At 67.8% G+C, this 12,289-nt stretch carries 14 protein-coding genes; 8 read left to right on the plus strand and 6 right to left on the minus strand.

Annotated features, from left to right (window positions below; all coding sequences use genetic code 11):
* Window positions 1–3: 3 nt before the first annotated feature.
* Both H5V44_RS13965 and H5V44_RS13970 read right to left on the minus strand, forming a co-directional pair.
* Complete coding sequence (locus H5V44_RS13965) at window positions 4–159, minus strand: hypothetical protein (protein ID WP_185193750.1); 156 nt, start codon at window positions 157–159, stop codon at window positions 4–6.
* 62 nt (window positions 160–221) lie between these two features.
* Window positions 222–1,397 carry an SPFH domain-containing protein gene (locus H5V44_RS13970; protein WP_185193751.1) on the minus strand — a complete coding sequence of 392 codons (1,176 nt, stop codon included), beginning with the start codon at window positions 1,395–1,397 and terminating at the stop codon, window positions 222–224.
* A 102-nt stretch (window positions 1,398–1,499) separates the two neighbouring features.
* Here H5V44_RS13970 and H5V44_RS13975 point away from each other — a divergent pair, with 102 nt between their 5' ends.
* A complete protein-coding gene (locus H5V44_RS13975) occupies window positions 1,500–1,709 on the plus strand; it encodes a DUF7554 family protein (RefSeq protein ID WP_185193752.1) in 210 nt (69 codons plus the stop codon).
* Between the two features lies 1 nt (window position 1,710).
* Here the strand turns inward: H5V44_RS13975 and H5V44_RS13980 are convergent, their stop codons facing one another.
* Window positions 1,711–2,262: a hypothetical protein gene (locus H5V44_RS13980; RefSeq protein ID WP_185193753.1), complete on the minus strand. Its 552-nt coding sequence runs from the start codon at window positions 2,260–2,262 to the stop codon at window positions 1,711–1,713.
* 84 nt (window positions 2,263–2,346) lie between these two features.
* Between H5V44_RS13980 and H5V44_RS13985 the strand changes: the two genes are divergently transcribed.
* Window positions 2,347–2,871, plus strand: a complete 525-nt coding sequence (locus H5V44_RS13985) for a 2'-5' RNA ligase family protein (RefSeq protein ID WP_185193754.1) — start codon at window positions 2,347–2,349, stop codon at window positions 2,869–2,871.
* Window positions 2,872–3,020: 149 nt separating this feature from the next.
* Here H5V44_RS13985 and H5V44_RS13990 read toward each other — a convergent pair whose 3' ends face one another.
* Window positions 3,021–5,198 carry an ATP-dependent DNA helicase gene (locus H5V44_RS13990; RefSeq protein ID WP_343067759.1) on the minus strand — a complete coding sequence of 726 codons (2,178 nt, stop codon included), beginning with the start codon at window positions 5,196–5,198 and terminating at the stop codon, window positions 3,021–3,023.
* Between the two features lie 140 nt (window positions 5,199–5,338).
* On the opposite strand from H5V44_RS13990, the gene H5V44_RS13995 reads away from it, so the two are divergent.
* The 5 genes from H5V44_RS13995 to H5V44_RS14015 all read left to right on the plus strand — a co-directional run bounded on the left by H5V44_RS13995 (window position 5,339) and on the right by H5V44_RS14015 (window position 9,914).
* Window positions 5,339–5,635, plus strand: coding sequence for an AbrB/MazE/SpoVT family DNA-binding domain-containing protein (locus tag H5V44_RS13995; RefSeq protein WP_185193755.1), 297 nt, complete (start codon window positions 5,339–5,341; stop codon window positions 5,633–5,635).
* Window positions 5,632–6,069: a PIN domain-containing protein gene (locus tag H5V44_RS14000; protein WP_185193756.1), complete on the plus strand. Its 438-nt coding sequence runs from the start codon at window positions 5,632–5,634 to the stop codon at window positions 6,067–6,069. Before H5V44_RS13995 ends, H5V44_RS14000 begins: the two co-directional genes overlap by 4 nt.
* Before the next feature lie 109 nt (window positions 6,070–6,178).
* Entirely contained in the window at window positions 6,179–7,111 is a 933-nt protein-coding gene (gene rnz, locus H5V44_RS14005; protein WP_185193874.1) for a ribonuclease Z, read from the plus strand.
* A gap of 290 nt (window positions 7,112–7,401) precedes the next feature.
* The gene (locus H5V44_RS14010; RefSeq protein ID WP_185193757.1) at window positions 7,402–9,381 is read left to right on the plus strand and encodes a DUF460 domain-containing protein; all 1,980 of its coding nucleotides are present in this window, start codon (window positions 7,402–7,404) and stop codon (window positions 9,379–9,381) included.
* Window positions 9,382–9,500: 119 nt separating this feature from the next.
* Window positions 9,501–9,914 carry a hypothetical protein gene (locus tag H5V44_RS14015; protein WP_185193758.1) on the plus strand — a complete coding sequence of 138 codons (414 nt, stop codon included), beginning with the start codon at window positions 9,501–9,503 and terminating at the stop codon, window positions 9,912–9,914.
* A gap of 375 nt (window positions 9,915–10,289) precedes the next feature.
* Here H5V44_RS14015 and H5V44_RS14020 read toward each other — a convergent pair whose 3' ends face one another.
* Both H5V44_RS14020 and H5V44_RS14025 read right to left on the minus strand, forming a co-directional pair.
* Window positions 10,290–10,457, minus strand: a complete 168-nt coding sequence (locus H5V44_RS14020) for a hypothetical protein (RefSeq protein WP_185193759.1) — start codon at window positions 10,455–10,457, stop codon at window positions 10,290–10,292.
* Window positions 10,458–10,742: 285 nt separating this feature from the next.
* Window positions 10,743–11,060, minus strand: coding sequence for a PLDc N-terminal domain-containing protein (locus H5V44_RS14025; RefSeq protein ID WP_185193760.1), 318 nt, complete (start codon window positions 11,058–11,060; stop codon window positions 10,743–10,745).
* 105 nt (window positions 11,061–11,165) lie between these two features.
* On the opposite strand from H5V44_RS14025, the gene H5V44_RS14030 reads away from it, so the two are divergent.
* Complete coding sequence (locus H5V44_RS14030) at window positions 11,166–12,161, plus strand: tyrosine--tRNA ligase (RefSeq protein WP_185193761.1); 996 nt, start codon at window positions 11,166–11,168, stop codon at window positions 12,159–12,161.
* Window positions 12,162–12,289 lie beyond the last annotated feature (128 nt).

Here is a 12,289-nt window from a genome sequence, read left to right on the forward strand (position 1 = left end):
CGCCTACTCGGTCCGCTCTTCGATCACGCCGACGCGCATCTCGACGTAGCGGCGCGGCCACTCGGCGAGGTGTCGTTGCACCGCCCGGAGGAGGCCCGGTTCCGACGCCGCCGGCGCTCTGTCGCTGCCGGGAACGTCCGGATCGCGCTTGTGACTCATATGCATACGTTTCCCCCGGCCCGAATTAACTGTAACGATCGTTCGTGTCCCGCGGGAACCGGTCACCGCGTCGACTCGTAGGAGCCTTCCAGATTCAGGTCCACGTCGGCCGCACTGTCCCCCTCCCGGCCGTCGAGGTCGCCGACGGCCTCGCCGCTTTCGGCGTCCTCGACCGCCGCGATGATCTCGTCGATGTCGTCGAGTCCGAGGAGTTCGCGGGTTTCGCGGTCGAAATCCAGGCTTTCGAGCCCGGCGGACTCCTGGACGTCGGAGTCGGTGAGTCCCCGGCCGTACCGCCCGAGCAGGCTGGTGAGCTCCTGGGGAAGCACGAACGTCGACGACGGCGACGTGCCGATCCGTTCGAGCGACTCCAGCCCGCGGTCGACGATCGCGCGCTCGCCCATCGACTCCGACGCGCGGGCCCGGAGGACGGTCGCGACCGCGTCGCCCTGCGCGCGGAGCACCGACGCCTGCTTCTCGCCTTGGGCGCTGATCACGTTCGACTGGCGTTCGCCCTCCGCGGTCTCGATGGCGGAGCGGCGTTCCCCCTGGGCTTCGAGGATCATCGCCCGGCGGCGGCGTTCGGCGGAGGACTGCTGCTCCATCGCGTCCTCGACGCCCCGGCTGGGCTTGACCGACCGCACTTCCACGCTCTCGACGCGGATCCCCCACTCGTCGGTGGGTTCGTCGAGTTCCTCGTTGATCCGGCGGTTGATTACCTCCCGCTCGGAGAGGGTGTCGTCGAGCTCCATATCGCCCAGAACGGCCCGGAGCGTGGTCTGTGCGAGATCCGAGACCGCCCCCTCGTAGTCGTCGACTTCGAGAAACGCCCGCTTTGCGTCCATCACCCGGATGTAGACGACCGCGTCAGCGGTCACCGGGGAGTTGTCGCGGGTGATCGCCTCCTGTTTCGGCACGTCGATGGTCTGGGTCCGCATGTCGAAGGTGTAGGTCTTCGAGACGAACGGCGGGACGAAGCTGATCCCGGGCTCCAAGAGCCGGCGGTACTCCCCGAACACGGTGAGCGCCCGCTTCTCGTAGGCGTTGACGATCTCGACCGCGCTGTAGACCGTCGCGACCGCCACGGCGAGCACGGCCAGTCCGACGATGGTGGTCGGGTCGGTCCCGAAGATCGTGACCGCGAGGATCAGGGCGACGACCACGGCCGCCGCGGGGAGAAGCCGGCTCGGCACGCTGCCGACGGAGCGGCGCCCGAGTTCCCGGAAGATGCTCGACATACCGAACGTTGGGAACGTATCCCATTAAGGGTGTCCCGGGCGAACGCGTGATGGGACGCGACCGACCCGAAGGCACTTGACGGCGCCCGACTCCCACCGGGTATGCCTCGTCGAGCGTCGGGAGGCGATCGGGGTGATCTCGAAGTCGAGAGCCTGCTGCGGATCGTGTTGGTGCTGGCCGTGATCTGGCTCGTCCTGGAAGTCGTCGGCGGGGTTCTCGGGATCCTCGGGGAGCTTCTCGGCCCGCTCCGCCCGCTGTTGGGACTTCTCGTGGTGGTGCTGCTCGTGCTGTGGCTGACCGACCGGCTCTGAATCAGCCGCCCGGACACGCCTCCCCGTCCGTCGACTGCGGCTCGGGCCCCTGATCGACGGTTCGGATCGCGCCCGAGTCGGGAGCGACAACCGCGAGTCGGCCGCCGTACCCGTGCGTCTGATCGTGTCCGCGGACGACGACGCAGTCGACGCCCTCGGGGATCTCGATCGTCTCGGAGCGGGTGAACGGCTGTCGGGAGTGGGCGTGAAGCAGGTCCCGCCGACCCAACTGCCCCCCGTCGAGGCGCTCGACCTGCCACCAGTTCGCGTACCCCTCCTCGCCGTCGTCGTCGTGGTGGAGCGTCACCGCGAAGTCGTAGGCGTCGCCGTCGCGCTCGACGGCCACGTCGACGACGTTGGCCTCCCGGAGGTCGAGGTCCGCGCCGTCCGCCGATGTCGCCCCGGTCGTGACGGCCGCGTCGGTCACGGCCCCGGCGGTGGTCCGGTCGTCGCCCCCCGACCCGGCCCCGCCCGCACAGCCCGCGGTCGCTCCGGCGACGATCCCGGCGACCGCGGCGAGGACCCGACGTCTGGCGGGTGCGTCGTCGCGCATACCCGTTCGTTGGTCGGTGGGAAATAAACGTCTGTGGACGGCCGGTCCCGACGCGTTCTTGTCCCCGGCACCCCAGAGTCGGCCGTGTTCAGCCTGAACGTCCCCGTCCCGGGGGAGATCCGGCGGGTCGCCGGCGACCTCCACCCGGAGTTGGTCCGGTTCGATCGGAACCGGGAGCGGCACACCCTCCTGGCGAAGCGGTTCGACACCGCGCTCGACGACGACGCCGACTCCCTCCCCCGGCTCCGCGAGCGCCTCCGGCCGCTCCTCCGCCGTTCGGCTCCCGCCGACGGGATCGACCTCCGGGTGACGGGGCTCGACTACTTCGAGCGGCCGACCCGCGGCCCCGGGCCGGTGGTCTACCTCGCCGTCGAGAGCCCCGGCCTCCGCGCGCTTCACCGCCGCCTCTGCGACGCCTTCGGGACGGTCGCGGGGATGGAGGGCGACGACTACGTGCCGCACATCACCCTCGCCCGCGGCGGCAGCGTCGCGGACGCCGCCGACCTGGTCGAACGGCGGTCGATCGACCCCGTCGCGTGGACCGCCGGGGAGCTCCGGATCCACGACTCGCGGTACCGCGAGGACGCCGCGCGGCTGCCGCTCGGATAGTCGGCGGCGCCGGCTCCCCCGCCGGGTGGCAACCCGACTTCCTGCAGGGGATCGAACGATGACGGCGTTCCACCGCTCCGCGTGATGGCGATCGAGGAGAGACCGTCGGAACTCGCCCGCGGGTCGGCCGGTGGCGGGCCGCACTCGGGCTACGGCTGCGGCGGCGCCCCGTCGTAGGCGTCGAGGTCGGCGTAGAAGTTCAGCATCGAGAACTTCAGCTTCCCGGGGGCGACGTCGACGAGCTCCGCCCGTTCCTCCCGGGGGAAGCTCCCGCGGACGCCGTACTTCCCCATCTCGACGCTCTCGCGGGTGTACCGCCGGTCGACCAACAGCCGGACGCCGTAGTCCTCGGGCGACCGGATCACCCGGCCGAGCGCCTGTCTGGTCTTCCGGATCGTGGGGATCTCGACCGCGTAGCGCCACCCGGCGTCCTCGCGGTCGTCGTACGCCCGGTCGTAGGCGTCCTGGATCGCCTCCAGCCGCTCGGAGAGCCGCGGGTACGGCACGCCCACGACCGCGACCGTCCGGGCGGCGCCGTCGTCGAAGCTCACGCCCTCCGCGAGCGTCCCCCACAGCGACGTACAGAGGACCGCGTCGTCGGCGGCGACGAACGACCGCCTGAGCGACTCTGTGTCCTCGTCTGAGCCGTCGCGGAGGAGCCTGGCGTCGACGTCCGCGCGGTCCCGGAGCCGGTCGTGGTACCGCTCGGCTTCCGCGTACGACGGGAAAAACAGCAAACAGTTCCCGGGCGTGAACCGGACGGCGTCGGCGAGGACGTCCGTGATCGTCGCCTGCGTGTCGGGGTCGTCGCGGTCGGAACTGAAAAGCGCCGGCGCCTCGACCGCGAGCGTCCGGCGGCGCTCTTCGGGATACTCCAGGCCGTATGCCATCGTGACGGGCTCGTCGAGTCCGAGCACGTCCTCGATCACGTCGAAGGGCCGCAGCGTCGCCGACATCAGGATGCTGGCGTCGACCTCCGCAAACAGGTCCTCGGTCACTTTCCGGGGGATGCAGGTGTACAGCTCCGCGCGGCCGTACACCTCCTCGCTCCCGGCGTCCCGGCGCACCGCACACAGCGGGTGCTGGCCCAGCTTCCCGCCGTCGGCCATCCACGACGCGACGAACTCCGCGGCCTGGAGGGTCTGCGACTCCGCGCGCGTCGTCGCCGACCCGTTCCGGTAGGCGTCCTCGTACTCCTGGTCTAAGACCTTCCCCAACTGGAGTGCGAGGTCGACCTCGCTGTCGATCCCGCGGCCCTCGTAGCGGTCGAGAAAGGCGAGCGTCAGGTCGTCTCTCCGACCGGAGTTGGCGATCGAGAGGTCGTACCACTCCTCGCCGACCTGCTCGCGCTCGCCGAAGCCGAGGGCGTCGTTGCAGGTCTCCCGGAGCGCTCTCAGAAACGCCGACAGGACGTTCTCGGCGGGGTCGACCCGGGAGTCGTCGGCGTCCTCGAGTTCCGCCAACGCGGATTCCAGCGTGTTCTCGGTCAGCGTCCGGGTGGCGTGGTCGCGGGCGACCGACTCGATGTTGTGGGCCTCGTCGAAGACCGTCACCACGTCCTCCGGATCCCGGCCGAGCCACCGGAAGAACTGCTCGCGGATCGTCGGGTCGAGCAGGTGGTGGTAGTTGCACACCACCAGATCCACCGCCTCCATTCCCTCCTTCAGCAGCTCGTACCCACAGAGCTTCCGTTCGTCGGCGTAGGCGTAGATGTCCTCGGGGGTGCGAACGTCCGCGAAGAGCCACTCGAAGAACGCGTCGGTGTCCTCGACGAGGTTGTTGTAGTAGTGTTCGCAAACGTTGCCCTCGCGGAGCTCTTCGAGTTCGGTCTCCACCTCGTCGAGTTCGTCGGTCACCGCCGACCGGGCCTCGCCGGCGCCCTCCTCGCCCTCGCGGATCCGGTCGAGCAGGGCGTCGGCCTGCCGGCGGAGCTCCTCGCGTTCCCGTTCGGTCTCGACGAGGTCACGGGTGGTGTCCCGGAGGGTCTGACACTCCTGGTAGTCGACGTCGATGTGGCACATCGAGGACTTTCCCTTGAACACGACCGCCCGGAGGGGCTCCTCCTCGACGATCGCGCGGGCGTCCTCGATGAACTGCCGCATCTGCTGGTGGACGTTGGTGGTGATGACGACGGTCTTGTCGGTCCGCCGGGCGTACTCAAGCGCCGGTACCAGCGCCGAGAGGGTCTTGCCGGTCCCCGGTGCGCCCTCCAGGAGCACGTCGCGCTGGTCGTCGAGCGCCTCGGAGATCTCCGCCATCGCGGAGCGCTGGTTCGGATAGGGCTGCTCGTAGGGGAAGAACCGCTCGTACTCGCCGGTCGTCGACACGGGTACGAGTCCGCCCTCCTGCGATTAAAACCCTCTGACGGGGGTGAGAGCTGATACGCATCGCGGAGTCGTGTACTGACACCCAAGTTATTTTACTGCGATGGGTTTAGTAGTACAAAGAGTCAACACCATTACTAACGATGGCGAGTAGCACGAACGAACCAACGGTAGTACGCGTGTCACAGAAGGGACAGGCAACGATCCCGAAGGGGCTCCGGGAAAAGTTCGGGATCGAGACGCCGGGGGAGGTGTTCGTTTACGAAGAACGGGGGCGCATCGTCATCGAGCCGGTGCCGTCACCCGGCGAACTGCACGGGATCCACGCTGGAGAGCACGAACGTGGTGAGGTGCTGGAGCGGGTTCACGAACTGAAAAACGAGGAGAGTCGCCGCGAGGCCGAGCGAGTCGAACGGCTCCGCCCGTCCGAGGATGTATGAGCGACGGGTACGTTTTCGACACCGAGGCTATTGTCGCCTTCCTTTACAACGAGCCCGGTCACGAAACCGTCGCGACGCTTCTCGAAGAGGTCTTCACCGGTCAGTCGGACGGGTTCCTCGCCGAGACGAACGCGAGCGAAGTGTTCTACCTCGTCGCTCGGTTCGAAGGCGTCGACGACACGCCGACGAAGGGCTCGGTACGGGAAGCCGACCGCGATCTCCGTGCGCTCGAACGGCAGGGATTGCGTATCGAGTCGGCCGACTGGCGACTGGCGGCGGAGGTGAAGGCCGACGGGAACCTCTCACTCGCCGACGCGTACGCCGTCGCACTCGCCCACGAACGCGACGCAGCGCTCGTGGCCGGGGCTGACGACGACTTCGACGAACTGCCTGTCGACGTCGACCTCCGGCGGTTCCGGGACCACGACGTGTGACCGGCGGACTGTCCGAGTTCTTCGATTCACTCGATATCCCTCTCCCGCCGACGCAGTATTACCGATCCGACACGGGTTTACCACGCCGTCACCGACGTCACGTATGTCGATGCGCGTGACGTTCCTCGGGACGGGCGGGGCCGTCCCGACGACCGAGCGGGGGCCGAGCGCCCTCCTACTGGAGCGCGACGGCGAGCGGCTGCTGTTCGACTGCGGCGAGGGGACCCAACGCCAGATGATGCGGTTCGGCACCGGGTTCACGGTCTCGCATCTGTTCGTCACCCACCTCCACGGCGACCACATCCTCGGGATTCCGGGGCTGGTCCAGACGCTCGATTTCAACGGCCGCGACGACCCGTTGGCGATCCACGGCCCGCCGGGATCGAAGCCGCACCTCCGCGATCTGCTCGAAGCCGGCGGCTACCGCCCCGACTTCCCGATCACGATCAACGAGGTTCGTCCCGGGAACGTCGCGCTCGATTCCCCGGAGTACGAAGTCCGGACGTTCGAGACCGACCACCGAAACGTCTCCTCGATGGGGTATGCCGTCGTCGAGGACGACCGCCGCGGCCGGTTCGACCGCGAGCGCGCGGAGGAACTCGGGGTCCCGGTCGGCCCGAAGTTCGGGAAACTACACGACGGCGAGCCCGTGGAACTCGACGACGGCACCGTCGTCAGACCCGAACAGGTCGTCGGCGACCCCCGTCCCGGTCGGCGGGTCGTCTACACCGGCGACACCCGGCCGGTCGAGTCGGCCGTGGCGGCCGCCGCGGAGCCGGACCTGCTCGTCCACGACGCCACCTTCGACGACGAGTGGGCCGAGCGGGCGCGCCGGACCGGCCACTCGACCGGCCGAGAGGCCGCCGAGATCGCCGCCCGCGCCGGGGCCAAGCGGCTGGGGCTGGTTCACGTCTCCTCGCGGTACGCCGGGGACGCCTCGCCGATCGAACGCGAGGCCGCGTCGGCGGCGCCGGCGGGGACCGAGGTGTTCCTTCCGGACGACGGCCACACGGTCGAGGTGCCGTACCCCGACGAGGAGTGAAACTATCGTCGACGGCGGGAGACCGGCGTCGCCGGCGGGAGCGGCGACCGTTTATCCTCCGTTTCGGGGCGGACCGGAGATCCGGATAGCGAGCAGTCGGCACACCGAATTCGTCTCCCGCGCCGACGTGCCGAGCAACCGCTACCCGACGCGGGCCACACTCACGTCACGGGGTCGCTGGCCGCGGACTCGTATATAAACCCTCGTCCGACTGTGGGGTCGCCCCACCCCGCAGCCGTGGATCACCGGACCGCCGTGGCATATATATCTACACACACCAAACGAGAGGTGTGAACGACCGGACGAGCGCGCTCGACACCCTCGTTTTCGGCGTGGACATCCAGAGCGGCGACGTCCGCGGCGACTCGCCCTCGTACGCCGTCGTGGCGTTCGACGGCGAGAACGTCGACCGCGACGTGGTCTCCCACCGGAAGCTGCTGCGGCTGGTGGAGCGCGAGGAGCCGGGGATGCTCGCGACCGACAATATGTACGAGCTCGCCGCGGACAAGAACGCACTCGTCCAATTCCTGCAGGCGTTGCCCGACGTCACCACCCTGGTGCAGGTGACCGGCGCCGAGCGCCCCGAGCCGCTCTCGCGGGTCGCGTCCAGACACGGCGTCCCATACGGCAAGGATCCGATGCAGGAGGCCGAAGCCGCCGCGCGGCTCGCGGCGGCGAACGTCGGGTCGGCCGTAACCGCGTTCGGCGACACCACCGAGGTGAAGGTCTCACGCGGGCGCTCGACCGGTAGCGGCGGGTGGAGCCAGGACCGGTACACCCGCCGGATCCACGGGTCGGTGAAGCGACGGACCCGCGAGGTCAAAAACCGGTTGGAGAACGCCAACCTGGAGTTCGAGGTCGACGTCACCGAAAAGTACGGCGGCTACGCCAACGCGGTGTTCACCGTCGAGGCGCCGCCCTCGGAGCTCCCGGTGTCGAGCGGGCGCTCCGGCGACACCAGAATCGAGATCGAGCGGGAGCGCCGCGACGGCATCGAGTTCGAGCCGCTGGTCAAACGCCGGGACCGCGTCGTCGTCGGCATCGACCCCGGAACGACGACCGCCGCCGCGGTGATCGGGCTCGACGGGTCGGTGCTGGACGTGTACTCGACGCGGACCCACGACACCGCCGACGTGATCGAGTGGCTGATCGAGCGCGGCCGGCCGGTGGTGGTCGCCGCCGACGTGACGCCGATGCCGGAGACCGTCGAGCAGTTCCGGCGGAGTTTCGACGCCGCGGCGTGGGTCCCCGACTCGGACCTCCCGGTCGACGAGAAACTCCACCGCACCCGCGAGGTCGCCTACGACAACGACCACGAGCGTGACGCCCTGGCGGCGGCGCTTTTCGCCGTCGACGACCACGAAGACCAGTTCGAGCGCATCTCCCGGAAGGTGCCGCCGGACGTCGAACGCGGCGAGGTCATCTCCCGGGTGGTCGCGGGCGAGGCATCGGTCGAGGCCGCCCTGCAGGAGCTGCAGGACGAAGACGAGGCGGAGCCCGACGAGTCCGAACACGAGGAACGGGAGCTCACCGACGAGGAAAAGGAGATCCGCCGGCTCCGCGAGCGGGTCGACCGCCTGGAGTCCCACGTCGACGACCTCAACGACACCATCGCGGAGAGAGAGGAGACGATCGCGGAGTACGAGGAGGCGCTCTCGGAGGCCAAACGCGAGGAGCGCCGCGAGGCCAGGGAGCGCCGCGAGGTCAAGCGCCTCGAACGCGAGAACGGCCGGCTGGAGCGCCGCGTCGAGGAACTGGAGGCCGCAAACGACGAACTCGACGACAAATTAGAGCGGCTGAAGGCGCTGTGGAAGCTGGACCACTCCAACTTCGCCGACGTCGACACCGACGGCGACCTCGTCCCGGTGAAGGTGATCGAGCAGTTCACGCGGGACGCCATCGAGACCGCCGACAGGGAGTTCGGGCTGGCTGCCGGCGACGTGGTCTACCTCCGGGACGCCTCCGGCGCGGGCCGGTCGACCGCCCAGCGGCTGGCGGACGTCGACCCCCGGATCGTCCTGCGGTCGGGCGGCGGACTCTCGGAGGTGGCGGACCGGATCCTCTTCGAGGAGGAGATTCCGGTCGCGCCCGCCGCCGACGTCACGATCCAGGAGGTCGACGAACTCGCGGTCGCCCGGGAGTCCGAAATCGAGGTCGCGATCGACGACTGGGAGCGTCGCGCAGAGGAGCGCCGCCGGGAACGGAAGGCGTCGATGGTCGACCAGATCATCTCCGAGCACCGCGCCGAGACGAAGAGCGAGGGGCGGTAGCGACGGCGCGCGGACGGTCGAGGCGTTGACGTGGCTCCCGTAGTATCGGTTGCTCTCGGTCCGTTCAATACAGTTAACCAACCGATCATTCATCCGTCTGTGGTACGTATTCACATATGATGGCGGGTTTCCGCCGCGCCAACCGGGACACGGTCAACGCCTTCAGAATCAACAGCGAGTACCTGTTTAAGTACTACTTCGAAGGCGACGACGTCTTCGCCCGCCTACGGAACCACTACAACCACACCCAGTATCGGTTCGAAGTACCGGTCGAAGAGTTTGAAGAGATCAACTCGTTCCTCGAAGACCACGGATATAGCCTTACCCCCGTCTCCGCCGTCGAAGAGTTCGTCGTCGTGGTGCGGAAGTATACCGAGCACCCGGGGAACATCTTCAAGCAATCAGTCATCCAGCAAAGCATCCCCAAGTACAACTGCTTCCTGATGACCGACCAAGTTGCAGTTGACGAAGCCGTTTCCAAAACCGCCTCCGCGAAACCCCTGACCGAAACCGGGATCGACAACCCGTTCTGATCCGGAGTGTGACCCTGATCAACGTACCTGCCCCCTGAATCGCTCCGTACAGGCGAACGCCGTCTCGAATCCGCACCAGGATACGAAAAGAGGGTTGCTGATACTGTCGGCTATAACTACGTGAAGGATTTCGACACTCCGGAGATGTGGAGAATCTTCACGCGACTATAGCCGACAGTATGAAGCGGTCACACTCAGCGTAGCGACCCCAACTCCGTTGACCGCTCTCCTCGCCGACCGTAGTCACCGCCCGGACTGACGCGACGACGATACTGGGATCGAGCGGGCGGACGTGGTCGGTTGGTTTCGACGGATTCGGTCGCCGTCCATCTCTCGATGCACAAAAAACGTCGGTATCGACCGCCGCCTCGGCTGCTACGTTCCTCCGGGCGTCTCACCTGGCACCGTCGGGGGACCGCCGCACTCGGGACACTCGGCGTTGACACGAACGTTCTCGGTCTCCCACACCTCGCCACAGACGTTGCACTCGTAGGTGTACGTCGTGTCGGGCCTGACGAGGCTTTTGAGCTTTTCCACTAACATACCCAGCTGTATCTAACGACTCCGCAAAAATAAGTTCTATGAAAAGATTCATATACTTCTTTTCGAGCATCGGGTAGACGTGTCGCTCGTCGGGAGCGAGTCCGCAAGTGGGACGATAGGCGGCCTGTGAAACCCGCCTTCTTATGATGCACGATGAACGGAACTCTCCCCTCGAATCGGCAGAACCCACAGGACGCAACCCGGACGCCCGTTCCAGGGGTCGATGCAGTCGTCTCTCGTGAACGAACTACGACAACTCCAGTTCGACGATCCCCGATCCGTCGGTCACGGCGCCCTCGGCTCGGCCCCCATCTCGTAGGGCGCGTCGGGCTGGCCGAGGAAGTAGTACGCCACGAACCCGAGGACCGGCAGGAAAAAACAGAGCCCGGTCCAGGCGGTCGCGGCGTCGCTTCCCCGCCCGGTCGCGTCGATGTAGACCCACCCCGGGAGCGCGACGTGGGCCACGAGGAAGTAGATCGCGAACCCCGCGAAGTACGCGAACGTCCCGACGTCGGAGATCACCGCCCACATTATCACGAGCGGGAGGAAGGCGACGGCGACGAGCCCCCCGAGCACGACGAGCGGCGAACGCGTCGTTGGCATCAGTAGCGTGTTGGAACCGCGTCGGTATGACGCTTTCCGGTCGCCGATGCGGGCCCTCGCCCGCGTCCCAGAAGTCATATGCCCCCGTCGCGACTCCGTACCGGTATGGACGCCTACGACCGGATCACCCGGAACGCCGCCGAGGTGGTCACCGACGAGGAGGTCCGCGCGTTAGCCGACTCGCCCGACGGAAAACGGGCGTACGTCGGCTACGAGCCCTCCGGGGTCCTCCACGTCGGGCATATGCTCACCGCGAACAAGCTGATCGAACTCCAAGACGAGGGGTTCGAGGTGGTCGTTCTGCTGGCCGACGTCCACGCCTACCTCAACGGGAAGGGCACGTTCGCGGAGATCCGCGAGACCGCGACCCGGATGCAAGAGCAGTTCGTCGCGTACGGGCTGGATCCCGACCGGACGGAGTTCGTGCTCGGCTCCGAGTACCAGCTCGACGAGGAGTACGTCCTGGATCTGCACGCCCTCGAACTGGAGACGTCGCTGTCGCGGGCCGAGCGCGCGATGTCCGAGATCGCCGGCGGCGACACCGCGACCGTCGCTCACGCGGTCTACCCGCTGATGCAGGCGCTTGACATCGTCTACCTCGACGTCGACCTCGCGATCGGCGGGATGGAACAGCGGAAGGTGCACATGCTCGCCCGCGACACGCTGCCGAGCATCGACGCCGCGTCGCCGACGTGTCTCCACACCCCGCTGATCGCGGACCTCACGACCGGCGTGGGAAAGATGTCCACCTCCTCGGGCGTGTCGATCTCGATGGAGGACTCCGCAGCCGACATCGAGGCGAAAGTCGAGAAGGCGTACTGCCCGCCCACTGCCGACCCCGACCCGACCGACGACGGCGAGGAACGGGAGAACCCGGTGCTCCAACTGTTCGAGTACCACGTCTTCCCGCGCTTTTCGGAGGTCGTGGTCGAGCGCCCCGACCAGTACGGCGGGGACCTGACCTACGGGAGCTACGACGACCTCGAAGCCGACCTCGAATCCGGCGAACTCCACCCTGCCGACGCGAAGGGCGCCCTGGCGACGTACCTGGACGACCTGATCGCGCCCGGCCGCGAGCGGATCGAATCACAGCGGGCGTAACGCTCCCGTTTCGACCCCGGGCGCCGGTTCGTCCGACGCCCGTCTTGCGCGGTTTGATCGGCGCCCCCGCCGACCACCGCGGTATGAGGTGGGTGAACGGAGTCGCCTTCGCGGCGTTCACGCTCTGC

It is taken from the genome of Halobellus ruber, assembly GCF_014212355.1.
GTDB lineage: Archaea > Halobacteriota > Halobacteria > Halobacteriales > Haloferacaceae > Haloquadratum > Haloquadratum rubrum.

Coding starts and splice junctions, on each gene's coding strand:
- rnz (WP_185193874.1), top strand. CDS start 6,179: ATGCGCGTGACGTTCCTCGGGACGGGCGGGGCCGTCCCGACGACCGAG.
- H5V44_RS14020 (WP_185193759.1), bottom strand. CDS start 10,457: ATGTTAGTGGAAAAGCTCAAAAGCCTCGTCAGGCCCGACACGACGTAC.
- H5V44_RS14015 (WP_185193758.1), top strand. CDS start 9,501: ATGGCGGGTTTCCGCCGCGCCAACCGGGACACGGTCAACGCCTTCAGA.
- H5V44_RS13980 (WP_185193753.1), bottom strand. CDS start 2,262: ATGCGCGACGACGCACCCGCCAGACGTCGGGTCCTCGCCGCGGTCGCC.
- H5V44_RS14025 (WP_185193760.1), bottom strand. CDS start 11,060: ATGCCAACGACGCGTTCGCCGCTCGTCGTGCTCGGGGGGCTCGTCGCC.
- H5V44_RS14000 (WP_185193756.1), top strand. CDS start 5,632: ATGAGCGACGGGTACGTTTTCGACACCGAGGCTATTGTCGCCTTCCTT.
- H5V44_RS13995 (WP_185193755.1), top strand. CDS start 5,339: ATGGCGAGTAGCACGAACGAACCAACGGTAGTACGCGTGTCACAGAAG.
- H5V44_RS13965 (WP_185193750.1), bottom strand. CDS start 159: ATGAGTCACAAGCGCGATCCGGACGTTCCCGGCAGCGACAGAGCGCCG.
- H5V44_RS13975 (WP_185193752.1), top strand. CDS start 1,500: ATGCCTCGTCGAGCGTCGGGAGGCGATCGGGGTGATCTCGAAGTCGAG.
- H5V44_RS14030 (WP_185193761.1), top strand. CDS start 11,166: ATGGACGCCTACGACCGGATCACCCGGAACGCCGCCGAGGTGGTCACC.
- H5V44_RS13970 (WP_185193751.1), bottom strand. CDS start 1,397: ATGTCGAGCATCTTCCGGGAACTCGGGCGCCGCTCCGTCGGCAGCGTG.